The organism is Sulfurospirillum sp. HTRB-L1 (assembly GCF_059415125.1).
In genome coordinates this window covers 1-24202 of the sequence record NZ_JCAHZR010000001.1, presented here as the reverse complement: position 1 = coordinate 24202, position 24202 = coordinate 1, and the positions used below count along the sequence as shown (strand labels likewise).

Below are 24202 nucleotides of genomic sequence, written 5' to 3'. Positions count from 1 at the left end.
CATGTAAAGCTTAATCAAGAATCTCGCGTTGGCCCTTGTTATTTGGCGCCGAGAGAACGCCCATGTTTTCAAGCTGTTCAATAATCCGCGCAGCACGATTATAGCCAATCTGAAGGCGACGTTGAATGTAACTGATGGAGGTTTTTTGCTCACTCAAAACGATGTTCTTGGCTTCATCAAACAACTCATCAATGTCCCCATCTTCTGGCCTAAATTCCCCTCCCGCGCCGCCAGTTTCCGAACCACTTTCTTTCAAAAAGCTTTGGTCATACTGGGTTTCACGTTGGGTTTTAAGGTACTCCACCACCGTCTCAATCTCTTTTTCACTGGCAAATGGCGCGTGGAGGCGGATAAGCCCAGGGGAAGAAGGAGGCGTAAAGAGCAAGTCCCCGCGCCCTAGTAACGATTCGGCCCCCATGGAGTCCAAAATGACCTTACTGTCAATCTTTTGCCCTACTTTATAGCTAATGCGTGAGGGCAAATTGGCCTTAATGAGTCCTGTGACCACATCCACCGAAGGGCGCTGGGTGGCTACAATGAGGTGAATCCCGCTCGCGCGCGCCATTTGCGCCAAACGGGCGATGTAAAACTCCACATCCTTTCCACTTGTCATCATCAAATCCGCCAACTCATCGATAATCACCAAAATGAAGGGCAATTGCGGCTTGCCTTCCCGCTTGCACTTTTCGTTGTAACCTTCGATGTTTTTGGTTTTGGTTCGGCTCATGATTTGATAGCGTCGCTCCATCTCCATGACCATGTTAGCCAGTGCCGTCACCGCTTGCTTGGCTTGGGTGATAACTGGGGTAAGCAAGTGAGGAATGCCATTGTACATGGAAAATTCAAGCATCTTTGGGTCAATCATCAAGAGGCGCAGGGTATCAGGAGAGTTGCGATACAACAACGAAAGCAACATGGAGTTAATCCCCACACTCTTCCCACTTCCCGTGGTTCCCGCGATGAGCAAGTGGGGTAAGCGCTTCAAGTCCGTTACAAAAGGATTACCCACGATGTCTTTCCCTAGCGCAATGGTCAGTGGCGAAGAAGAGGTCTTAAACACGTCACTTTCTAAAATGTCTTTGAGGTAAATGGTGTCAATGTGCTTGTTGGGAATCTCAATGCCCACCACATCTTTACCCGGTACAGGCGCTTGGATGCGGATGGTTTGGGCTTTAAGCGCCATAGCAAGGTCATCTTGCAAGGTTAAAATCTTTGAGACTTTGATGTGCGGCGCAGGACGAAACTCAAAGGTCGTGACCACAGGGCCTGTGTAGGTGCGCACCACATCGCCGTCTATCTTAAAGCGACGCAGTTTATCGAGCAAATCAGAAATCTTTTGGTCGATTTCCGCCTCGCTGATTTGCAACCCTTTTTTGGGCGGGTCGGCAAGAAACTTTAAAGAAGGAAGTTTAAAATCCTTGGGCTTTTCTTGCTCCCCTTTTTCGATTTCTTCGAGGAGTTTTTTGTTTTCTTCGAGTTCATTAAGGATTTCAACCCCGCCGTGGTGCACGGGCAGCTCCATGGCGGTTTCTTGGAGTGGTTCTTGGGATACTTCTTGGGGTTCTAGCGAAACACTAAGCACTTCTTCCTCGACAATAAAAGGAGTTTCTTCGTCTAAAATACGCGGCTTGGAAGAGAATTCTTTTATTGGTTCTGGCACAAATATTGGTGTTGCTTTAACCGGTGGTGGTGTTTTTTTTTCCGAAGAGAACGACGGCCTGGGAAGGTCTTGCATCAAAGAGGAAGCTTTACGTTTAAAAAGTTTTACAAAAACATCGAAACTTGAATCTAACAAAATCACCAACGAAAGCACAAACACCATGACGATAAACACCCACACGCCAAAGGTGCCAATAAAGGTTTGGAGCATCTCAACGATGGCAAACCCAATCTCACCGCGCAAGGCATCGTGCACAACCGTAGCTTGAAAAATAAGAAAATTGGCAAACAATAACAGTGTTGAGAGGGTGATTTCAGCAACCCTAGCACTAAGGTTTTGGAGGCGGTACGCGACAAAGGCAGGGATGATTAATAAAAACGGATACACAAACCCAAGGTACCCAAAAAGTTCTTGGTTTAAAAGCCCTAATCCTCGGCCAAAAGAGCCCACAAAAGCGGCTTCGCTTACGAGTGTTGCAATACCAAAATAGACTAAAAATGCTACCGATAAAATGAAGAGTATTTCGCGTAAGATCGTCAATCCTTTACATGTAAATCAAAACCTAGAGTATACCAACCCCTCACTTAGTTTACATGTAATTTACCAAAGAGAGCTTATTGATTTGCGAAACCGCCGAAAGCATGGCCTGATAAGCAAGGGTGTATTGTTGAAATTGCATCATGGTTGCGCCATAGTCTGCATCAATAATTTCGGACTTAACAGACTTAACATTTACCTCCAAAAGCGTTGCTCGATCTTTAGAATTTTCCAAAGCATTAGATAAAGAGCCGATTTTTGTGTGCTGCCTTGTAAAATGGTCCATAATGTGGTCAAGGCGCTCAAGGGAGTTTTGAATCCCCGGATTTCGATCGCCATTTGTTCCATCGGCACGATAGGTTCCATTGCGCACGGCTTCAATCATGGCATCTAGGTCTTTAAAAATATCCAAAGAAGGCGCATCAATCACGATGGCATTATTAGACATAAAATTCAGTGCACTTGCCGCGCCAAAATCATCGGCATTTGCATCGTACATGCTTAAACGCATTTGCGAAACAGAACTTGTTTTATCTACTATTTGCATCTGCCCTTGGTAGTCCAAACTCACATCAACACGGTTGCGGTAATTGGTGATGGCGGTGTTATATCCCGCAGCATCAGCCGTTGCAGGGTATACATCGGCTGTTACCATCCCTACGATATCCATCAATTGTCGGTACGTCACATCATCGGCCGCCGTATCTGCACCATTTCCATTAAAAATGGCATACGTGTTATCCATAACCCCATCGTTGTCCATGTCAACGCTAAAGGTGCTTTGGGGGCTTGCTAGGTCAATCTCCACCTTTCGCACATTGCCATAAATGTCCACGACGTCCAATACAAACGTCGTTCCCTCAACCGTTCCTGTGCTAGAAGCTTCAGAAAGTTTTGTGCTTGCAACGGCGTATGCACCCGTTTCGCTTATGATTTGAGAAATATTGCCAGAGAGTTGGTTGCCATCAAGTTCAAAACCGCGGCGCTCAAAATTAGCCCCATCAAAGGTTTTAAACCCTGCCACATCCACATTGGCGGCGTTTTGAGCAGTCATGGTGAGCGAGAACGTGCCTGTAGCATCTTCCACAAGAATTTGCCCATTTTCAATGCGTGCACTTCCAGCAGGAAGTCCCGCTTCAAGTTCAATAGCATTAAGTACGTCTTGGACGGTGTTGCCAGCGACATCAACTTGGGTCGCTCCCACCATAATATGGTCAACATTAGAAGGGAAAAGTGCATCAAGGCTCGTGGTAGCTTTGGCATTGCTTCCATCTTCTAGAGTGAGGGGTGTGCCCATTTTATAAATGCCAGGTCGCGAAAAATCTTCCCTAGACGCAACAGTACTAAGGCTCGCATTAGCACCAAAATCGCTGCGCATAAATTCCACCACATCCACATCAGGGTTGGCAAATAAAGAATCCAAATCAGTCACGTCTGCATTGCCCGCCGTACCCGCAGCTGCGCTGCGATCAATGGCGCCAAAAACATGAAACTCAAGTTGGTTGCTTCCTTTTCTTAAATCTGTTACTTCGACTTGACCATAATCGTTCAAGGAAACATCAACGAGTTTATTGGTTGAAGTGTTGCCATAGGCGTGGCCAATGCGTTCTAAAAAATCCTCCACCGAGGCATCGCTTGTCATTTCTATTTTTGTTTCAAATGACTCACCGTAGCTATTAACCCCGGAGAGGTAAAAGACAGTATTGGGGTCATTGGTAGTATCGGCGTCCGTATCGCCCACCATATCGCGAATCGTATCGGTGGATTTGAGGTACGCCTGGGTTGAGATTTCGCCTTCGTTGCCCTGCATAACGGCTGGATAAAGTTGCGTCAAGTTAAACATAGGCATATTACTAGAGACTTTCTTGCTGTAGTCCCCGCTTGATCCCAAAAAGAGCGATTGCCCATCAATGTTATAAGCAAGCTCTACTTGTGAGCCCACAAGGGCGCTAAGAGATTCACCATTGCCATTGTAAGAACCGTCCGCGCTAATTGGCTTAATGTTTGTAGCACTTCCAGAGAATAAAAACGTACCATTAATGGACGTATTAGCAATGCTCATAAGACTGGTTTTAATGGCTTCTAGTTCATTGGCAATTGCTTCACGGCTTGTTTGGGACATGGCCCCATCATTGGCCGCTTGGGTCAGTTTGATTTTAAACTGGTCGAGGGAACTGGCAAACTGGTTAAAGGCTTTGTCTGTGTTGTTAGCAAAGGTTTGCGCTTTGGCGCTAGTTTGTTTCACTTGAGCCAAGGTGTTGGCTTCATAATCTAAACGCATAGCATCAACGTAGATTCCCGTATCTTGGAAACTGTATTGGATTTTTAGTCCACTGGCGAGTTGCTGATTGGTATCATACATCCCTTTCATGCTGTTTTGGTAGTTGCCGAGGTTGTTATTGAAAAAGAGTTGGTTTGTAATACGCATGAAACGTCTCCTGTTTTTCTTTATAGGTAATAAGCAATTTTGATTCCACTGTGTCAAACATCGACGATACGGTATATTTCTTTACTATTTTTTTGAAAATATTATTGTGTTTTCCAAAAAAACATTGTACAATGCCCGAATTACAACTCATTAAAGGATGGCTAATGAAGAAAGCTGAATTTATTCAGGCGGTTTCAGAGAAAGCAGGGCTTTCAAAAAAAGATACTCAAAAGGCAATTGATGCCGCACTTGAGACAATCGGTGATGCACTTGTTGCTGACAAAAGCGTAAGCTTTATCGGTTTTGGAACATTTAGTACTGCAACTCGTGCTGCACGCAAAGCTCGCGTACCAGGAACTGACAAAGTTGTTGATGTTCCTGCAAGCAAGGCTGTCAAATTTAAAGTAGGAAAAAAACTGAAAGATTCAGTAGCAGGCAAATAATCTCTAAATTGTTAATTTTTTTCTAAAGCTTAGGGTTTTTTACAAAGCCTTAAGCTTTTTTTTTGTACTATTCTCTTCTCTTTTTAAAACGCCTGAGTGGTGAAATTGGTAGACACGCTGGATTCAAAATCCAGTGGCAGTGATGTCGTGGCGGTTCGAGTCCGCCCTCAGGTACCACCTCCTTGTTTCTTAAAGTCTTAAATCGCTTCAAAACGTCCATCAAATCGAACTTTGACTGTCTCACCCTGTCTCAACTTATATCATGCTATTTAGCTAAATCTCAAAATTTTAACGGTACTATTGACGGTACTGAACAATTCTTAAAAAGCGAGTACCGTCAAAATGCCAAAAATGACTACACCACTCACTGATACCGCGATACGCAAAGCAAAAGCACAAGACAAAGTCGTTAAGCTAAGTGATGGAAACAATCTTTACCTCGTGATTCGTCCAAGCGGTACAAAATTTTTTCGTTTTGATTATCGTTTTGCCGATAAGCGCCAATCAATCTCTCTGGGCACCTACCCTAGCACAACACTCAAAGAGGCACGCGAAAAAGCAATCCAGGCCAAAGAACGACTAAAGGATGGAATTAACCCTGCCTTAGCGAAAAACCCAATCCTAAACTCATTTGAAGCTATCGCTGAGAAATGGTTAAACATAATGGAAAGCGAGTGGAGCGCTATAACTTTAGCAAAAACACGAAGTAGATTAGTGCAGCACGTTTTTCCTGCAATTGGAAATACAGATATTAAAGAGATAACACGTCTTGATATTTTAAATATTGTGGGCGCAATGCAGCAGAAAGAAATATTTGAACTTACTTCGCGCATACTGAACAATATAGAGAGAATTTACAAGTATGCAGTTACCTATGGATACGTTGAACATAATATCGTGGGTGACATAGATAAGCGAAGCGCATTAAAGAGAAAAGAAGTCCGTCACGTGGCCGCGCTCACAAACGAGAAAGACATTAAAAGTCTGATGGATGATATTAAAATATTTGAACGTGACTCGCGCGCTGATATTAGCACTATTTTTGCCCTCAAACTTGCCCCTTTTGTTTTTCTGCGGCCTTATAATCTTCGCTATCTTGAGTGGAATGAAGTTAACTTTGAAAAAGGATTTTTAGATATTCCTGCAAAAAAAATGAAAATGAAGCAGGATTTTATACTGCCTCTTTCAAAACAAGCACTTGGCGTAATTAATACAATTAAGCCCTATTCTTTTGAGCGAAGCAAATACGTTTTTCCAAGTGCAATCACGAATACCAAGACCATGAGTGAAAATACTCTCAATTACGCAATTCTAAGGATGGGCTGGAAAGATAAAATGACTAGTCACGGTTTTAGATCAATGTTTTCTACGATAGCACACGAAAAAATATCAGAACATGGTTTTTTTAGCGATATAATTGAAGCTTGCCTTGCCCATGCAGAGCAAAATAAAGTTAAAGCTGCTTACAATAGAAGCAATAAAATGAAATATTTCGAAGAAAAAAAAGCCCTGGTACAGTGGTGGGCGGATTGGTTAGATGGCTTGTGAATTCAACACTTTTTAAGTTCTAAATCGAGATAATTCACTACTTTGCAGTTTCGCCATCCGTGCAGGTCAACGAACTGCAAACAGACTATTGCAATTCTAGGTTAAATTGTGGCAAGGCGCTTAACTACCGCCGTGCCCCCTTTCAAGGTGCCCTGTGTCTCTTATGAGGCATGGGGCTTTTTTTTTGGCTATTTCGGGCTTGGGGTGGGATTACCGAGAAAGGAGGTAATGCCATAATGAGCCTAGAACTCATTGCAATAGTCGGTTATGTTATGCTTGCGTTATATTATATACTCAAGTTAATGTAGCTCAAGGCGTGGGGCTAGTTACCCCGCGCCGCTTCTTTTTTATTCTTCACTCCATTTTCGCCACCATTTACAAAATCCGTCGTATGTGAATTTCTTCTCTAATTTTTTGTTGATCTGGATCCAAGCAGCGCGCCTTGAGCGCCCGCAAGAATTAATCATGTATCGTGCTTCTTCCACGTGTGCATCTAGCACACTTCCTCTTGGTGGATATATGTGTTTTGCTCTAGGCATTTTTTGGGTCTCCTTTTTGTTTTTACGTGCAAAGTAGGGGGAGAGCTTAAGGCTCATCCCCGTCATCTCCGTCATCTTCGTATTCGTCTGCGTCTTCCACTGGAAAAAAGTCAGCAACACGATCTTCCACGCTCTTTTCCTGCACAGACTGCGCTGGCGCTGCTGGAGTTTCACGCTCTGGGAAGCTAAGAATCACTTTTTTTTCTTTCGTGCAATAACTAGCAAAAGCATCAAATTTATTGCCTTTTTTGCTCGTCAAGCCCTTGAGTTCTATCGTCTTTCCAGTTGCAAGCGCAAGCGCTTCCTCTTCGCTAAGAGAGTGATCTACAATCTTTCGCCACAAAACGTACTCTTCACCTTTTTTGTTGATGAAACTCCACCCAAGCGCCTCTTCTTCGCCGCGCCGTTTGATTTCAGTGAGTTCCATTTTCTCTCCTTTTTTGCTCGACTTGATACACGCATTTGTAACGCAAAGGTGCTGTGCCTTCAACCATCGCGTCAACCGCCCATTCTGGGCATTTTTCGCCCAACCACACAAGCCCCAATTCCGCCTCAGTCCAGCCGCCGTGACGTTTACGAACTTCTATCTCTCTTTTTAATGCTTCTTGCTCCATTTTCGCCACTTTTAGCCGTCGTTCGAGCTCAAGCTTGAAGTCTTGCTCAAGCTTGAGCCTAGCTTGTTTGAGCTCTTCTTTCGCACCATTGTGAGACGAAGCAGCACCTGCCAAAAAAGCGCCAAAGCCCAAAAAAAGGGCTAGCGCAAAAACAAAAACTCTATTCTTCATTTTCTCTCCTTTCAGTAGTTGAAACTTCTAGCGTTGTGCGTTCTGAATGCGTCGTTTTCGGCCTTAAATTTTCTGCGCCATTCCTCGTTCATCAAGTCCCACGCAGCATCAAGATCATGTCCTTGCGATTTGTAGTAATTCACTCGTTCGCTCGCTTTCCAGCGCTCTTCTTTTTCACCCCCGGTTGTTGCAATTAAGATTAAACCAAGCACCACAACCGCACCCAAAACCCCTAAAACTTTTTTACTCTTTTTCATTTTTTTTCCTTTTATTTAAATTAGGATGGGTTCAATTCTTTCAAAATCAGCTAACTTTGCAACGCCAAATGTGTAGCTAAAGTCTTCTTTATCTATATTCCACTCACAACTCGCGACAGCCCCCCAATGATTTGCTTTTCTAACGATTACAAAATCGTTTTTTCTTCTCTTGTGTGGAAAAATCCAGTATTGTGAGTTTGAATCACTTACTTTTGCATTCTCTTTTTTTAGGTCGTGTGTTTTGTAGCTCATTGAGTATTTCTCAAGTATGCTTTTCTTGTTTTCTCTTGTAAAATTAGCTCTAGTTTTTTCAAAATAATCGAAAATTGTAATTTTCTCGAATTTGAAATTTACAACCTTCTCCCCAAAAACTTCAATTGCCTCTTTTTTTCGCTTTTTTGGTAATTTTTCAACAAATTCTGCTTTGGAAAAAAAAGTAGTTTTTAAAAAAGTTGGTTCATAATGTATTTTTCCATTTCTTCCATAGACTTTTTCAAAACCATTATTTTTTTTATAATGACTGACACCAATTTCACTTAAGAACTTTTGTCCTTTTTCATCTGCTATCCCAATTTCAAAACTATCTGTTTTTGCTGTTCTGTCGATATTGCCATATTCGTTCAGAAGATTTTCAATTTTAAAATCTTTCGCTCTTATCGTGCGTTTGCTTTGTCTGTGCAAAAAAGCATTTCTCTTGTTTGCACTATGTATTGCTCTATAATCCATCTCATATCCTTTTTTTTTGAATTTTTGTAAGCCCCAAAAAGGGGGGCAACTCTTTTCTCTTTTGCACTTATTCAGTTCGCTTTTTAAAAACTTTCTCTTGTTGAGCTTTTTCTGATTCTGAGGCAATTTCTCTTTTTTCCTGCTGCTCTAATAAAAAAGAGTGTTTTCGCTCTCTAAATCTTTCTCCCGTCTTCGCTTATCTTCATCTTCGGCGCCGACCGTTAGCATCTGCGAGAGAGTATTTCAGGGGGTGGCGCAAGCCATAGAGAGGGATACCGCAACGAAGTGAGGATATGCTCGCTACTTGCCCCTTGAAATGCGAGGGAGTAGATGGTAGGATATAGGTGCGAAGATGAAAGTAGATAAGCGAAGACGGGAGATTTTGAGTGAGATGCTTTCTTATTATCCAAGAGCAGCAGAAAAAAAAGAGGTGGAAGGGTGCGCAAGCACCCAACCTTTTAGGGGCGGTTGGGCCGCCCAAGGGGAGAGATTATGCTCTCATTCCGCGCATTGCGTCGTTCATGCTCCAATTGCTTATATCCATTGAGCCATCCATGCCAAGCTGTTTTTCTAGCCATGTTGGCAAACGGAAAATAATGTATAGGATCCACACTATCTTCACGACTTTCAATAGAAGAGATCCAATCGAATAAAACACGACGGTTTGTGCAAATTCTTCAATCAATCCCATCGCGCCGGTTGTGGCAATTGCAGCCACCGAATTTTCAAGTCCGCGAAGCGCGCCCGAAAAAATCATATTGTATAACATATCGATTAAGAATATTCCCGCCCACGCTAGTGTTCCGCCAATCACAATCAGCGCGGGGTAAAGAAGCGTAACAAACATTGTACGACTTAAGAAAGTCTTCACAACTTCTTTGTCTTTCACATAATATGAGTAGAAAATAACTAAAGGAGAAACTAACATAGTCACTGCTAGTTGTAGAATCCAAAGCATAATTTTCAAAATCATCGCCAAAATCAAAACTGTGACGACTATAGCTTCTAAAAGTTGATCAAAAATCTCAACGGCAGTGATCATCGCGATAATTTTAGCGATAACGGGCGCAACTGCGCTCGCCCACTCGACGAGTGTACCCACAACATACGCAACCCCACCAATTACCGCGCCAACGCCAAGGCTTTGCACGCCTGTGCCAACAGCAAGGCCTGCCCCCGCTTTTTTGATCCAACCGCCAACTGCGTTTGTCCCTATAGCGCCTTGCTTTGCAGCTTCATGCGCCACGTCGCCTATCGCGCGTTGAAAGCCCGTGAATCCAGGTATTAAATGATACGCAGCTGTAGACGTAAGCACTTGTAGTCCCTCTTTTATCCCTTCCTCACCGCTAAGGTTTTTGCTAGCGCGCGCCAGCGCTCCTTCGCGCTCCATGGCTACGGGGTCGGGGATGAAGCGACTAATCTCGTCTTCATCGTGATTGATGTTTGTTCGATTTAAGAATTGAGCTTCGCTGTTCTCAGCGTAAGCGTGCTTTTCCTCGCTCCAACGTGCTATGTATTTTGTAGCAAGAATCGAGCTTGCAGGAAAATTCGTAACGATTTGCCACCAGCCATGTTCGCGCCGCTCACGGGTGGATGAAACCCACATATTGTAAAACCCATCTTTAAATTCTGTATCGCTTTGCCGCGCCAACATCTGCATGTATGTGATAATATTATTCTGCGTCGTGGCGCGGCGCTGTTTTAGCATTTTTTCAGCGTCCCTGCACGCTTCGTAAGTCACAAGCGCGCCCTTTGGCCAAGCGGGCAACGGCTCTGCGATTGAGCGTATGAATTTGCCGGGGTCCGCAAATTGACATATACGATAGTCATCAACGGCTGCGATCCACAAAGGCACATCGTATTGAATCATTTTGAAGAAAGCGTCGTTTTGAGACACGTGTCTAATGCGAACGCTGTTAATTAAGTTTTTTTGAACGACTTGATCAAGCTCAAGGGCTAGCTTGTTCGCAATCGTGTTGCCTGTCTGCGTGCCATATTGCACCATGTACTGAAACGCGCTTTGCTGAGCATCAAGCTCTTGCTTTCCCTCATTCATCATTGCTGTTGTGGGAAAAATTGGAGACATTAAGATAATCATTCCAAGCGAAGCTAGCGGGCCTTTTGTGCTACCAAAACTACTGCTAAAATCCAAAGTCGTGTCGTTTCTGTGCGCCTCAACCGCGGGTCTAACTAGTCCGCTGTAAGCCATTCCCATTAGTCCCAAAACGAGCGCAAAATCAATCATGACCGACCAAATTGTCTTAGAGACATTCCATATCATCCCAAGCTGCGTAAGATTCATAGAAGCAAGCGTTTCTGGACTTAAGTTTTCATACACTTTTGGGGCTAAAATCAAGCGTGATTCTGCGTCTGTTCCAAGTGCGTAATTTTCATCCAGCGTGATGATTCCTGTCATGACGTTTGCAAGTGTATAGCTGCTGTCGATTGGATTATTCTTAACGAAGTTGTCTACTTCTGTAATCATTTTTGAATAGAATTCGTCTGTGTTTTTTTTCCAAGCAGCATTGTGGATTTCAAGCTGATCAATGCCAAAAAAGCGCTTTTCTATTTTGATTCTGTCTGGACTTGTACGCTCTGCAAAATAGCTTTTGCGATAAGAAAAATCAACAATGTCTTTGTTTGACATCATGTACGAACAAACAACGTCTGAGTTTGTAAAACCTTTAACGCGCGTTTCAAGTAACTCTACCCCGCCGTTTCCGCTAATTGTGCCAACTGGGCACAACACGTCAGTTATGTTCGCGCTGCTGGGCTCGCGGCCAGCAAAGAGGTTTAAAGAGCGTTCGCGCCCAACTTGCGCGCCCGGATTTGCAGGGTCGCGGAAGTAAATCTCTGCACGAAATTTCTGATCATTAAAATTGTGGCTTGAATTCCACGCTTGATAATCGGCGGGTTTGAACATATCCCACCGCGGCGCGGTCCACGCCGGAATTCTGTTGCTTGTTTGGAGAATCTCATTGATTTGAGTAGTGGCTAGCGCGGGTAGCGCAAGCATAAGCGCAAGAGCAAAAAGGAGTAAGCGTTTCATGCTGTCTCCTTCTCAAACCAGCCTAGAATCAAGTGAGCAGTAAGCAGCAGCGCAAGGCCTTTGAGATAAAAATCCCATCTGCCAAACATGTTATTTTGTAGCAAAAAATTGCTATCTAACAAAAAAGGGATGCTAAAAAAGCACCCCAAGGCAAAAACTCCCCAAGCTAAACGTTCCATTTTCTCTCCTTTTTAATCGTTCTTGCCCTTATTCAGTTGATTTTGCATTTTCTCTTGGGCGCGGGCACGTTTTGAAGCCAAGCGAAGCGCAGCGGCTGGGCATTTCTTCGCCTCTTCTTCCTCTGCGTGCTCAGTCCATTCTCGCGCAGCTTTCGCGCTTGCTTTTTGAGCCCAAAGAATTAGCCCAAAGCTTAAAACCGCAGCTACAAATAGTGCAGCGACTACAGCGTTTGTTGCAAACGCAAACGGTGAGTAAAACGCTTGATGCAGTGAAAACAGCGAAGCAAAAAGTCCCGCCACACCTGAAAAAAGCGCCACGCGCGCTGTTAAAATATTTGCCCGTAATTGATTAGTTTTGTCTAGCAACATTGTTGTCTCCTTTTTCTTTTTCGATTTGTTTTTGAGCCTCGTCGGCCTGCCATTTTCCTACGCCAAAAATCATCATGCCGCCAAAATAAACAAAGAAAAGTAGCAGCGCTGACGGGGTTGTCACGGGCCCGTGAAACGGGATTGTTGCTGTCACCTTTAGCGCCACAATCAGCGTAACGAGTGATGTAGCTGCGATAAGCAGCCCAAGGGCTGCAAGTATGTTATTGAGAAGTTTTTTATTTTGCATGTTTTTTCTCCACTGCGTTTCGCTTCTCACTGTTTTTGCGCTCAATTTCTGCTTTTCGATCTGCGGCTTCTTTGAGTGATTTGGCGTCTAACTTGTGTAATTCACGTTTAAAGTTGTCTTCGTTGATTTCAACAATTGGTTTGACTTTGAAAATATTGAACTCTTTTTTGTCGACTAGTTCGTTTTTTGCTAAATAATAAATGCCATTCCCGCCCACGTCTTCTTTGTTCATGAAGTCGCTCAAAAAGCTATCAATGAAAGTCGTGCCTGATTTTTTCTCTGCTCGTTTCAATAAGCAAAGGTGATGAAATTTTGGAATTTCAAGGATTTGCTGGGCCGAAATAAAGGGCTTATTCCTCACATCGCGCCGCAGCTCTTTACCCTGTTTTTGATACTCGTGGTATTCCACATTATCAAACTGGCCCTCAAGGTATTTTCGGGTTTTTTCATCACTGATTTGAAACAGAATGATTCCGTAAGAAGAGTTCACAAGCTCTCCCGCGTCTTTGTCATTATCTGGCAACTTCTGGGTTCCGATTACCGGAATTCCGCCTTTTGAACGTAAAAACGTGTGAAGTTTCGTTCGCGCTCCGGCGTCAAGGCCAACTTGTAAAAATTCATCTAACAAGTAAACAGTGTAATCGTCTTGCTCGTTTTCGTCTCTGTCTTTGAGATCTTGCTGTTTTGAGTGTTCAAAAATGATAACAGATAGAAGCCCCGCGTAGAAGCTTTGAATTTTGCGATTTGGCGCGTGCAGGATCATTTTGTCGCGCGAGTTGAAAAAATCGCTGATAGTAAAGAAGCGAGTATCGCTCTGGCGGGCTCTCCACGCCCAAAATTTGAGGAATTCAAGCACTAAGATTACGTTGTTAAAAACATCCTGATTCTCTTTTGCGCTTTGATTTTTTACGCTGTTTTCGTATGTTGTAATTTCTTCCAAAAAAAGCTTCCAAGGACACGCGCCGCTGCTGTCTTTTTGGCGCAAGTAGGCTTTTTCGAGTATGGCCTTTATCCGCTCTGCGGCGCTATTTGCAAAGAAGTTACTGTTATCGTCATTGCCAATCGCTGCGGTGATAATGTTTTTGCTAAAAAAATCTACTATATCGTAGAAGTTTTTTTCTCTAAAGATATGCCAAACACGCCCGTTTTGATCGTAAAAATTTGCGCTCCAACCCCTTGTGCCGTTAACAAGCACATTGCGATAATCACCCTTAGTGTCGTAAACGATAGTGCGATATTTGCGTAATTCAAAAAGAAGATTCCAAAAGAACTCTGTTTTACCGGTTCCCATCTCTCCAAAAACCAAAAGCTGATATGCCAGTTTCTTTATCTCTAAATGAGCTCTCACGTTTTTAGTGATTTTGCGCAAAAACTTGGTGCGAAAAAAGCGAATTTCATCCGCAAAAGCAAAGTTGTTAATGTATACGTCGCCCTCACCCAAACTGTTTTTGACCGTTGCAGGAAGCGCCCATCGCAACCCGCGTAGTTGGGAACGAAAAGCAAAATACGAAGGGTTAAAATAGCCAAAACGGTGCTTTTTGAGTACCGGCGTTTCAACTACTTTGAAGTAAGTAACGTAAAAATAGTAAGTGATTAGCGCAAGCGCTGCAGCTGATACTATCTCTTGACCCAAGGGCGCAAAGCCTGTCAAGCTTGTCATTTTCTCTCCTTTTGGTTTTTTACATGTAAGCCCCCAAAAGGGGGCAACTGGTGCTATTGACGCATTTGCTGTTGGCTATTAAGCTCTTTTGCTTCTGCGTAGTTAAGCTCTGCTGCTTCATAGAAGGGCTTCTGCTCTAGCGCGTTTTGTGCGACTTCGTATGTCTCTCGATAGCTTTCGTCTTGTTCGAAAAACTTATTCAGTTCGCTTTCGTCCATCTCGTTGTTTCTGACGAGTTCAGCGCAAGCAACCATAATTTCGTAGCGCTCGTTTTCGAGGGCAAAGTGAATTTGATCATTATCAAGCGCATTCGCACTCAATTTCTCTTCAATCGACCAGCGAATATGTTCTGCGTGATCTGCTTGTGTTTCATCGCCCTCGATTCTAAGCATTTCTTTGAATGCGTCTTCAAGCTCATGCTGACGCTCAAGCGCATTCAGCATTGTTTCTCGTGTTAGTTCCATTTTTTCTTCTCCTTTTGGTTTTGGTTGGCTGGCTGCTTGTGCAGCGACTTTTGTTTCGTCTTGCTTATTCAGTTCGTTTACCCAATTTGCGCGAGCGTCTAAAAAGATAGCTCCAAAACCCACCTTAGCTGCTTCGATTTTTTCGATTTTTAGGAACTCGATTCCGTGCTTTTGCAGCAGCGCTGCAGCGTCTTTGGTGTTTCGCACTCCTGCAAGCTTGATTGTGCTGCCATTGTTTAACGTAACAGCTACGGCGTTATTTCGCTGAATTGTGCGAATATAGCTTTTGTGATTGTGGTCTTTGAATTTGCTGTAAGCGTATTGGTTGTGGAGTTTTGCGACTTTGAATCCAAGCTTGAGATTGTCTACCATAGCTTTGGCCTTGGTGAGCATAATCTGCGTGATTGGGATTGCCTTAAGGGCTGATTTTTCAAGCTTTTTCGCTTGGGGCTCTGGGGTTCGCTCTTGTTCTTTGGGCTCTACTTCTAGCTCTGCGTCGTAGCCAAGCGTAGAAGTTTTGAGCTGGCGTCTTGCTGCGTTTTCAGTGAGTTTTTGGATGTCGTCGGTGTGTAGCTCTACGCTCTCTGCTGCCCTGGTGATTTGAGTGTAGAAAGAGTTGTTTGTTGCGATTCGTGAATCTGCAGCGACTATGACGTTCTTGGCTGTTGCCCCTTGGGCTTTAAAATCTGTCAAGGCATAAGCATGATCGAGATATGCGTATTGAGATATATGAAACTTGACTGTCTTGTGCTTGGAAGTTCTGATTTCGATATTGCCTTTTTCATCCGCTTTGACAACTTCGCCCCTAGTGCCATTGGCAACGCCTAGCTTTCGGTCTTTTTTCAAAAAAACGACTTGGTCGCCAAGCGCAAGATTGCGCTGCTCTTCTCTGTAGACTTGTATGTTTCCGCCCTGCTCGCGCACGTCGATTATCGCTTCGTGAGTTTTGCCTTTTGCATTTTTGATTTCAACGGTGATTGTGTGGCTTGTGGTATCTACTTTGAGGATTTCACCCTCTTGGCCCGCTTTCATGCTTTTCATTCCCTGCTGTGCGAAAAGCACTTGGCCGGACTTGTAGTTATGGATATTTCGGCTCTCTAGCCCCTGTATTCGCTCGCTCTGACGAGTGATGAAGGATTCGCCTTGGAGCCCTAGATTTGAGCGCACTTGCGCGTTGATTTGGTCCTTGAGCGCGTTTGTGGAAGCGATAATGAAAGTGTCTTTGTCCCATTTTTGGGCAATTTTGGCGAGGTCTAGGCTCTCGTGTACTGCTTTTGTGTCTGTGAGGATTTTCAACGCCTTGACGGTGTCTTGCTCTTCAATGGCTTTGACGACTTGGCGCAAAACTTCGGTTTTTTGTCTTGTTTTGTCATTGAGCTCTGAGATTTGAATCTCTTTTTGCAAGTGCGTAAAAATCCCGCCTGCCCCGATACTTTGAAACTGTTTTGAATCGCCAATGAAGAGTATCTTTCCCCCGCCTTTTTCTTCGATTTTTTGCTGGAGCTGGTGCATCAGTGGGCTGTCAATCATACCCGCTTCATCTACTATATATATACGTTCTTTTTGTGGTTCGTCTTGGTTCTTTAAAAAAGCGTGAATCGTGTCTGATTTGATTCCGCTGTCTTCTTCAAGCCCCAAGGCTGCTTGGCTTGTTGGCGCAAGGCCTACGAATTCGAATCTATCGGGGTTTTGCTCTTCTATTATTTGTTTTGCGACCTTAACCGCAGCGGTCTTGCCCGTACCTGCGTCACCCTGAATGATGTTGATTGAAGCTTCACTTGTGAGGACTTCGCGAATCATTTTTGCTTGATCCAACTTGATTGCTTTTTCGCCTTTTTCAATGTGATCGAAGAGAGTTTTGCTGGTGCAGTGAATATATTGGCTCAGGTGTGCGTCTATTGCCTCTTTGGTCGCTAGAGGTTCGTAGTCTGTTTGAGATTCAACTATTTTGTTCTTGATTTCGCTTTCAATTTTTAGGATATTTTTTGTCGTGTAGGTTTTTTCATCAAGTTTGATGATGTCTTGATGGGTTTGGATTTGGGCTTCAATAGATTCTAGTTTGTGTGTGAATCCGTGCAAGGCGTTGAGCTTGATCGACGCGGCTAGGAGTTTTTCGTGAGTGAAAGTTGATTCTTGCTCTGTGACGATTTTGCCCGCTTCGGCTATTAAGTCTTCGACTGTGATTGTTGGTTGTTTTGCTTCTTGGGTTTGGGCTTCTTGGATTAGTGTATCTACGTAGTCCTCTGTGATTCCATGAGCGGCTAGCGTATCGCGGTTACGCTGCTCTAGCTCTTCGAGTTCGCTGTAGTCATGCGATTTTTTTGCATTCCGCGTTTCAAGAGTTGCAATTCGAAACAGTTCGCGCTCGTGCGCTCTTCCGTATTTTTCTTTAAACTTTGGTTCTGCTTTCATCTCTTCTACGCGCGCTACAATTGCAGCACGTCTTAAAGAGAGAGCTTCTCTAGCTTCTTTGCTTATGCCTTTGATTTCGAAAATGTCTTTTTTGTAATCGCGAATTTCATAGTCGAGCCCAAGTTTTTCTTGTAGTTTTTGCATGAGTTTTTGGTGATAGATTTGTCCTAAGAGGATTTGGTTCTGGTAAATTTGGCGGTTGTCGATTGCTACAGTTTCGCCTTTGCTATTGATGGTTTGATTTGCTACGAAGTTGTGCGTGTGAATCTGCGCTTCTTCGTCTCTGTTCGTGAAGTGATGGAATGAAGCAATGGCAAGGCCGTTGTTCGTGAAATGGTGGCGGCCTTCTTCTGTGCGCTCACGATACGTAATATATCGCTGCGCATATTCCATGGTTTCTCCGTTCGCCTCTTGCTGGGCTTCTTCAATCAAGCGTTTTACAGTTGGGTTGGCTGCAGCATGAAGAGCTGATACTGACTTCGGCGCACTAAATGTCATATCGAATCCGCTTCGCTCATTGTCTGCTGATTCAATGAGATCTGCAAAGTCTTGGTAGCTCTCTTTAGTGATTTCGCCAGTGAGGCCACGCGCAGCAGCAAGTGAGCCGGACCACTCTCCAAGCTCTTGATTTTTTTGATAATAATCTATGTCTTTTTGGAAATATTGGGCCGCTTGACCGCTTGTTTGGAACTTGGAAATTGATAGCATTTTGGTCCTTTTTTGTTTTTGATTTGGCCTTATTCAGTTGCTTTTCTCGTTGCAGGAAAAAAGAAAGTGAGCTGTGTATTTTTGGGAATTTGTATTATTTTAGGAGAAAAAAACGAAGTGGGAATTTTTCTAGTTTTATTGATATTTTTGTCAAATATACGCGTAAAATTTTGATTTAAAGCCTTAAGGAGCCAAGTTAAATTGGTAACTCCATTTTTAAATTTTTGAAAAGGAATTGAGTGTTAAAAAAGCTGAAATTAAGACGATAAAGAAGTTTTTAGCGAAGAATTGAGCAAAAGTGGCATTGCACGAAAATTCCCCATATTGCCAAGATGCTAGAGATGGCAAAAGGGACAAAAAGTGAAGTTCCTTTAACAGTTATTTATAAAGAGATTAAGAAGCTAGGCTACAAGGGAAGTTTACGTTGGTTGTAGCAAGTTATTCAAAGATATGAGTTAAGAAGTCAACCCAAACTAGATGAACTTATCATTCGCCTTGGAGCCCAACCTACCCAGCAGATGCGGGTCGACTGGGTAGAGTTTCCAAAGGATAATTTATTGGATAGTATTGGTAGCCAGAGGACCTATAAGAGGAGTCTCTTTATTGTTGCCTCGCAAGTAAAATTCTATACTTTGTATTTCCATTACAAGACTGTCTATACCAATAGACCTAGTCATTGGTGTTGCAGACTTAAGTTTGTAATTTACCGCTACAACAAATCTATTGTGGTCTAAGCGATTTTTTTCCGAGAACTCTCGGATATCTTTCAGAAATTTACGAGAGTTCTCTTTGCCAAACCGCAAAAGCAAATGCTCTTCATTATAGTTTGATACCTTGTACTTAATCCAACGACCATATTGATTAAATTTTGCAAATTCAGATTCGACACTATTGTCAAATTCGTACATGAATTGTTTGTCCAGAAAATCATCAGCATATACCTTAAATCCTTCAATATTGTCATCGTACTTCCCTAGTTGCCCAAAAAAATAGTGAGTGTAGTTTTTTTGCTTCATTTGATCCAATATGTCACTAAATAGCTCAACCCTTTCAACCAATTTGTCATAGTATTCCAAAAACTTATGCGTATCCCCAAATTCTTTTGCCTCAGAAAATTCGTCGCGATGAGCGGCTTTTTCCATATACCAATATCCCACGTTTTCTTTTGTTTTTTGCTTACTTTGTTCTGGTAGTAGAGTGGGCTGTATTGAAGCAAAGTATAGCCTTAGCTTAGCAAGCTCATCTTTTGTTGGCATTTCTGCCATTGCAATAGTAGACAAAAACATTAGTGCACCAATAAAAACACTTATAGTCTTGTACATTTTTTTGACCCTTTTTCGCTGAGGTGCACCAGCCTAAACCGAGGTGAACCGTGAGTGAGTAAATAATACGATGAATGGAATGGTATCAAAATAATGAATCCAAATCAAACAAGCACATCGCCCTTAATCCCGGATCTGCTTCACTTCAAAACACTTGTATTTGAATTCTTGACTCTTAAAGCACCCGCCAGGGCGTGCTGTGTGGTGCTCTTTGAGTTGTTATGAATTTGCTATGAGTTCGTTATGAGTTTGGTAAACATTGCTATGAATTCGTTAGATATTGCTACGAGTTTGGTAAACATTGCTAAAGCCCTAAATCTAGGGCTTTTTTCGATATTTGAGCAATTCGGATAATTTAGCTTCCCAGTCTGTCTTGATTTCCGAATCCATGAGAGCTTGAAGCTTATTTTTTGGCTTTTCAGTTGTCGTTTTTGGTTCAACTTTTTCTTGCGTTGCAGGAGTTTGTTTTGGTTCTTCTGTTTTGGGTTTTTGAACTTCTTCCATTTTGGGTTTGTTTTTGACTTTCTTGTCGAGAAAAAAAGAGATATTTGTTTGTGATGTCTCAACCCCATTCAATCTCAAAAATTCTGTGATTTGGAGTTGGGTATATCCTCGTTCTCTTAGCGTAGCGATTTCTTCGAGTTTGGTATCTAGCTTGCTTCGAACTTTCGGTTTGACTTCTTTAAGCCATCTTTCGAGCTTCATTTTCTCTCCTTTGAAGTAATCATCCCCGATTTGATAATCGGGGGGATACACAAGGGGGGATTTGCCCCCCTTGTGATCATGCCAGTCCCATATATTTTTGAACCGCGTCGATCAAGCGCTTTACTTCTATTCCCTCAAAATATGACAGTATCTTTTGCGCGTCTTTCCATTTTCGCAAAAGAAGGAGCCGCTCATCTTTTGCAAGGGGTTTAAAGCTTTCGTGAAGTTCTTCTTTAGACAGATTCCGCGCGTATTCTGCAATATCCCAAACAGTAGCTTTGTGTTTTGCTACAGCAAGCGAAAAAAGCGTGGTTGAAGGTAGTTTAAAAAAGAATTCTTTACCGACTTGCTCTTCTATATCAACAAGCCCATATTCTGAATCACCATGCGCAAACATCATATGATCTTTTTTGTCTTCAAAAATGTTATTCAAAATCAACATGAAATCATGTTGATTTACTTTTTCTATCGTCTCAAAAAGATTTGAAATCGCTTCAAAATCAGGGGTGTAGGGAATTAAAAAAAGTGTATTGTTCGTGAGATTATTTTCTTCGAGTAACTTTAAAAACTTAATCGTATCGTCCCCTCCGCCAACATCGATAATGTAGCGTTTAGATTCATCGTCTATTAAATCGATAAAGATTTTTTCAAGCTCCTCTTCGCTCGCCTGCATATTTACACTTTTGAATTTTCCCTCCAAAAAAGCGCTCTTGTTTAGCGCAGTTGCAGTTCTATTATTATTGTCCATTTCGATAAGTTCGAATTCTGTTCCTACAAGCGCCACGGGCAAAACTTGTGTTGAAATTTTGGTTTTACCAACGCCTCCTTTTGTTCCGATAACCGCTATAATATTTTTCTTTTCCATTTTTTCTCTCCTTTTTGGTTTTACATGTAAGCCCCCGCAGGGGGGCAACTCTTTACTCTTTTGCACTTATTCAGTTCGCTTTTTTGCCAACCCAAATCATGTTTTTATCTTCATATGTCACGCTCCACCCATGAGGCAATTCGATATGCACTCTGTGAATATCGCTATCTTTACCATCCCAATTTTTCCAAAAAAAAGGAAACTTTTCGTTTTCTATTCTGTTGATTTGTGCTAGAGCTTCAGCGTATTTTTCTGGAGCAACACCCTGCTGCACAACTTGCTGTGCGGGCTTTAGCAAGCCCATAAAACCTGTTTGCTTAAAATTCGCGTAGTCTGTGTAAGTGCCAAGCGTAAACGCCACAACCGCGACGAAACCCACAAGAACAGTATTTGCGCTGCTCTTTTTCGCAAACGCATTTTTGACATCGCGAATTCGCTCAAAGAGCGCCTGCATCGCTTCTTCGTTTTCCTCCACCGCTCCTAGTTTTGAGCTGATAAGCTCTGCGCTTTGAGCGATTGAGCTTATGCTCTTCGCCGTTTGTGCTTCTTGAACTTTGAGCTCTTTAAGCGCGCGCAGCAAGTCTTGTCCTGCCTTGCCCGCATCTTGCAATTCCGGCACCACTATTCGAATCTCTTCAAGTACTTCTTCAAGACTTTTTTTATCTTCCATTTCACACCTCCATTTTTAAAATTTTTGCTATTTTTTGAACGTCTTCGTCCGTCACGTCTTCATGTATTTTTTCGATTTTGCCCTCGATCGCAACCCTCACGCCGTAAACACGATCTCCTTTTTTGCTAAAATCCAGCACGCTAATTGAATGATCGTGCACCACCAGTGCCCATCCTATGCTTTTGATTTTCGAAAAAATTTCGTTTTTTTCTACAATTTTTTTGCGCTTCTCTTCGAAAAATTCGCACATTTGCGCTTCTGCAATTTCTGTTTCGCCTATCTCCTTGTAACTTTGAGCTAGAGCGCTATATGTCTTTACTCTCATTTCCTCTCTCCTTTTGGTTTTAGATTCAAAAAATAGTAAATATCCGTTTGGACGTAATTTCGCTTTTTTGCCTTTGCTTTTTGCTTTTTCATTTCTCACCCGCCATTTCTCTGATTTGAAATTTTTTAGCGTTTAAGACGATTTTGCCTTGAGCTTCGCTTGCGGGCACTATGTCTCTAGCTGCTAGATTTAGCTCTTCGATCATCCTGTCGAGTTCGCTCGCTTCGATTTTGATTCCGCTTTTTTTTACTTTTTCTAGCGCCGCGCAAAACGAAGTTAGCTTTTCTTCGAAATGTCCGATAAGCTCTTGTTTTGCACAAGCGAAGCTTTCTTCAAAGCTGCGCTTTTTTGACTGCTTGACAATTGGGGTGGGCATTGGAACATCATTAAAGCCAACTCGCGCAAGAGCGCGATTTAGGCTGTTTCTGCTCTGCAAATGATCTTCTGCGTCATACCAAACGCCAAAGTTTTTACATTTAGTTTGAAGAAATAATTGCTCTTTGATTCCAAGCGAATCGTGCGGTTTGAGCATGAGAATGAAATTCTCGTGGATTTGATTGTCTCTCAGTACGTCCACAGCGTTGTAGGGCGTGTTAAGGTCGTATTGTGCTATGCAAAAGTGCGCGCCACGGTCATAGTGGAGCAGCGCAAGCGAAGCGCCGCGCGCGCTGTGCTGGATTTTTGGAATGAAAGGCGCGTAGTTGCTGAGCTCGTGCAACGCGTGCGTTACGCCTCCCGCAACACGATTACGATCTTCTCTGGGGTTTAAAATCAACCCGATTTTAAGCCACTGCGCAACGCCCGCATCGACTTGCTTTTGCGTCATTGCGAATTTTTCAAATTTCTTTTCCATTTTTTCTCTCCTTTTTTTTGATTTGCACTTATTCAGTTACTTTTTTAGTCTAGAGGGATATTGCCTTTTTCTAGCTCCTGTAAAAAAAGTTCAATTACCGTCGGCCCCGGTGCAATTCCAAAAAAATCAAGCCAGTGCGTCACGACAAGCGCACCCCAAGTTGCGTTAAAATCGCGGCCCAAAAAAACCAAACCAAAAACACCATAGCAGCAGTAAACGATAAGTGCTCCGGCGATAAACCCTCCAAAAATACGCGTAGCGCGCACAAAAGCCGCCGTGGTTTGGTTTTGCTGCTCTTCGCGCTCAACCAAAAAATTGTATTGCTGCAAAGCTAAAGCGCTCGCTGCGAAAAACGGTAAAAGGGCAAAAACAAAAGAAAAAGCGCGCATTGTGAGGCTCACTTCATTTTCTATTTTTAGCCCGCCATACCCTAGGCGCGAAGTTACACCTACCGCCCACGCTGCGCTAGCTAGCAGCAGCAGGAAAAAAAGAATTTTTTTCATTTTTTTGTGTCTCCTTTTTGATTTGGCCTTATTCAGTTACTTTTTGTTTTTTTGAAAAAAGAGGTGCAGCGTTACGCTGCGGCCTCTTCGCTCTTGGTAAATTGGATTAAAAAATTAAAGGCCTTGGATGCATCCGAAAAGATTTTCCAAAGCATTTTTGGATCTTCTTTTAAAGGCTTTAGCCATCCCTTGAGGTAGGCGGCGTTTTGCTCTTCCATGTCGGTGGTGTTTAGGCCAAAGTGAACTTGTAAAAATGCTCTTGTAGTCTCTGCGATTAATTCCTCTTTGGCGTAAGCTTTAAGCGCTTTTTGCCCTCCCATGGTGTTACCGCTAAAATCTCTATTTAGGCGGCTTGTGTGGCCTGTGCTGTGCGCTAATTCATGGAAAAATGTAGCGTAGTAAAGCTCTGGGCTTAAAAAGTCTTCTTGATTTGGCATTCCAATATAATCACTGGCGGGCATATAATACGCGCGATTGTTGCTCTTCTTGATTTGGATTCCGTAGTTTTGGATTAACTGCTCTATTTCCTCCCTGCGTTCGCTCTTTTGCTCTTGAGCTGGAACTTCTAGCGTGGTTTGCTCGATATTAAAAACGTAATACATTTTTAAAACGGGGATTGTTTTTTCTACCCGCTCGCCCGTCTCTTCATCTTCAACTAGCTTTTTGATTGGTTTGAAAAAGAAAATAGGGGTACTTTTTTCGCCTTTCTTGACTTGTCCTTTGAGCTCTTTTACCTGATTAAAAGTAAGCCAGTTGTTTGTGCTGTAGCCTTGCTCTTCTGCTTCCACCCAAAGGTTCATGATGTTTAAGCCGTTGTAGCTTGTATTGGTTTTGTAATTTTGGGGAAAACTGGAGTTAAACGGGGTAATCCATTTTGTGCCGCATTGTTCGATTTTTTCAATCAATCTCTCGACTGTTTGGTTAAGTTGGTCTTGGGCTTTCATTTTC

At 42.9% G+C, this 24202-nt stretch carries 22 protein-coding genes and 1 tRNA gene; 3 read left to right on the top strand and 20 right to left on the bottom strand.

Annotated elements, in window-relative coordinates; translation table 11 throughout:
* Positions 1-10 precede the first annotated feature (10 nt).
* The gene (locus AC5SLM_RS00115) at positions 11-1870 is read right to left on the bottom strand and encodes a DNA translocase FtsK (protein ID WP_495249385.1); all 1860 of its coding nucleotides are present in this window, start codon (positions 1868-1870) and stop codon (positions 11-13) included.
* Between the two features lie 379 nt (positions 1871-2249).
* Entirely contained in the window at positions 2250-4625 is a 2376-nt protein-coding gene (flgL, locus tag AC5SLM_RS00110) for a flagellar hook-associated protein FlgL (RefSeq protein WP_495248886.1), read from the bottom strand.
* Positions 4626-4789: 164 nt separating this feature from the next.
* On the opposite strand from flgL, the gene AC5SLM_RS00105 reads away from it, so the two are divergent.
* From AC5SLM_RS00105 to AC5SLM_RS00095, 3 genes are all read left to right on the top strand, one after another.
* Positions 4790-5068: an HU family DNA-binding protein gene (locus AC5SLM_RS00105; RefSeq protein WP_495248885.1), complete on the top strand. Its 279-nt coding sequence runs from the start codon at positions 4790-4792 to the stop codon at positions 5066-5068.
* Between the two features lie 90 nt (positions 5069-5158).
* Positions 5159-5245: transfer RNA gene (locus AC5SLM_RS00100), tRNA-Leu, on the top strand.
* Between the two features lie 174 nt (positions 5246-5419).
* Positions 5420-6616, top strand: a complete 1197-nt coding sequence (locus tag AC5SLM_RS00095; RefSeq protein WP_495248884.1) for a tyrosine-type recombinase/integrase — start codon at positions 5420-5422, stop codon at positions 6614-6616.
* 585 nt (positions 6617-7201) lie between these two features.
* On the opposite strand, the gene AC5SLM_RS00090 is transcribed toward AC5SLM_RS00095, so the two are convergent.
* The 18 genes from AC5SLM_RS00090 to AC5SLM_RS00005 all read right to left on the bottom strand — a co-directional run bounded on the left by AC5SLM_RS00090 (position 7202) and on the right by AC5SLM_RS00005 (position 24198).
* Complete coding sequence (locus tag AC5SLM_RS00090; protein WP_495248883.1) at positions 7202-7582, bottom strand: topoisomerase C-terminal repeat-containing protein; 381 nt, start codon at positions 7580-7582, stop codon at positions 7202-7204.
* The gene (locus AC5SLM_RS00085; RefSeq protein ID WP_495248882.1) at positions 7569-7940 is read right to left on the bottom strand and encodes a hypothetical protein; all 372 of its coding nucleotides are present in this window, start codon (positions 7938-7940) and stop codon (positions 7569-7571) included. The genes AC5SLM_RS00090 and AC5SLM_RS00085 overlap by 14 nt, the downstream gene beginning before the upstream one ends.
* A gap of 11 nt (positions 7941-7951) precedes the next feature.
* Positions 7952-8197 carry a hypothetical protein gene (locus AC5SLM_RS00080; RefSeq protein WP_495248881.1) on the bottom strand — a complete coding sequence of 82 codons (246 nt, stop codon included), beginning with the start codon at positions 8195-8197 and terminating at the stop codon, positions 7952-7954.
* A 15-nt stretch (positions 8198-8212) separates the two neighbouring features.
* Positions 8213-8923: a hypothetical protein gene (locus AC5SLM_RS00075; protein WP_495248880.1), complete on the bottom strand. Its 711-nt coding sequence runs from the start codon at positions 8921-8923 to the stop codon at positions 8213-8215.
* Positions 8924-9413: 490 nt separating this feature from the next.
* The gene (locus tag AC5SLM_RS00070) at positions 9414-11972 is read right to left on the bottom strand and encodes a hypothetical protein (protein ID WP_495248879.1); all 2559 of its coding nucleotides are present in this window, start codon (positions 11970-11972) and stop codon (positions 9414-9416) included.
* Positions 11969-12151, bottom strand: coding sequence for a hypothetical protein (locus tag AC5SLM_RS00065; RefSeq protein WP_495248878.1), 183 nt, complete (start codon positions 12149-12151; stop codon positions 11969-11971). The genes AC5SLM_RS00070 and AC5SLM_RS00065 overlap by 4 nt, the downstream gene beginning before the upstream one ends.
* A gap of 12 nt (positions 12152-12163) precedes the next feature.
* Positions 12164-12520 (bottom strand): hypothetical protein, encoded by a 357-nt coding sequence (locus AC5SLM_RS00060; protein WP_495248877.1) that lies wholly within the window; start codon positions 12518-12520, stop codon positions 12164-12166.
* A complete protein-coding gene (locus tag AC5SLM_RS00055) occupies positions 12501-12767 on the bottom strand; it encodes a hypothetical protein (RefSeq protein ID WP_495248876.1) in 267 nt (88 codons plus the stop codon). The genes AC5SLM_RS00060 and AC5SLM_RS00055 overlap by 20 nt, the downstream gene beginning before the upstream one ends.
* Positions 12757-14427 (bottom strand): type IV secretion system DNA-binding domain-containing protein, encoded by a 1671-nt coding sequence (locus AC5SLM_RS00050; RefSeq protein WP_495248875.1) that lies wholly within the window; start codon positions 14425-14427, stop codon positions 12757-12759. Before AC5SLM_RS00050 ends, AC5SLM_RS00055 begins: the two co-directional genes overlap by 11 nt.
* A 53-nt stretch (positions 14428-14480) precedes the next feature.
* Positions 14481-18011, bottom strand: a complete 3531-nt coding sequence (mobF, locus tag AC5SLM_RS00045; RefSeq protein WP_495248874.1) for a MobF family relaxase — start codon at positions 18009-18011, stop codon at positions 14481-14483.
* A 554-nt stretch (positions 18012-18565) separates the two neighbouring features.
* A complete protein-coding gene (locus AC5SLM_RS00040) occupies positions 18566-19333 on the bottom strand; it encodes a hypothetical protein (RefSeq protein ID WP_495248873.1) in 768 nt (255 codons plus the stop codon).
* A gap of 318 nt (positions 19334-19651) precedes the next feature.
* On the bottom strand, positions 19652-20038 hold the full coding sequence (locus tag AC5SLM_RS00035; protein ID WP_495248872.1) for a hypothetical protein: 387 nt from the start codon (positions 20036-20038) through the stop codon (positions 19652-19654).
* A 76-nt stretch (positions 20039-20114) separates the two neighbouring features.
* The gene (locus tag AC5SLM_RS00030; RefSeq protein ID WP_495248871.1) at positions 20115-20903 is read right to left on the bottom strand and encodes a hypothetical protein; all 789 of its coding nucleotides are present in this window, start codon (positions 20901-20903) and stop codon (positions 20115-20117) included.
* A 70-nt stretch (positions 20904-20973) separates the two neighbouring features.
* A complete protein-coding gene (locus AC5SLM_RS00025) occupies positions 20974-21573 on the bottom strand; it encodes a hypothetical protein (RefSeq protein WP_495248870.1) in 600 nt (199 codons plus the stop codon).
* A 1-nt stretch (position 21574) separates the two neighbouring features.
* Positions 21575-21997 carry a hypothetical protein gene (locus AC5SLM_RS00020; protein ID WP_495248869.1) on the bottom strand — a complete coding sequence of 141 codons (423 nt, stop codon included), beginning with the start codon at positions 21995-21997 and terminating at the stop codon, positions 21575-21577.
* Complete coding sequence (locus AC5SLM_RS00015) at positions 21987-22751, bottom strand: hypothetical protein (RefSeq protein ID WP_495248868.1); 765 nt, start codon at positions 22749-22751, stop codon at positions 21987-21989. Before AC5SLM_RS00015 ends, AC5SLM_RS00020 begins: the two co-directional genes overlap by 11 nt.
* 44 nt (positions 22752-22795) lie before the next feature.
* Entirely contained in the window at positions 22796-23254 is a 459-nt protein-coding gene (locus tag AC5SLM_RS00010) for a hypothetical protein (protein ID WP_495248867.1), read from the bottom strand.
* 71 nt (positions 23255-23325) lie between these two features.
* Positions 23326-24198: an ArdC family protein gene (locus tag AC5SLM_RS00005; RefSeq protein ID WP_495249384.1), complete on the bottom strand. Its 873-nt coding sequence runs from the start codon at positions 24196-24198 to the stop codon at positions 23326-23328.
* Positions 24199-24202 lie beyond the last annotated feature (4 nt).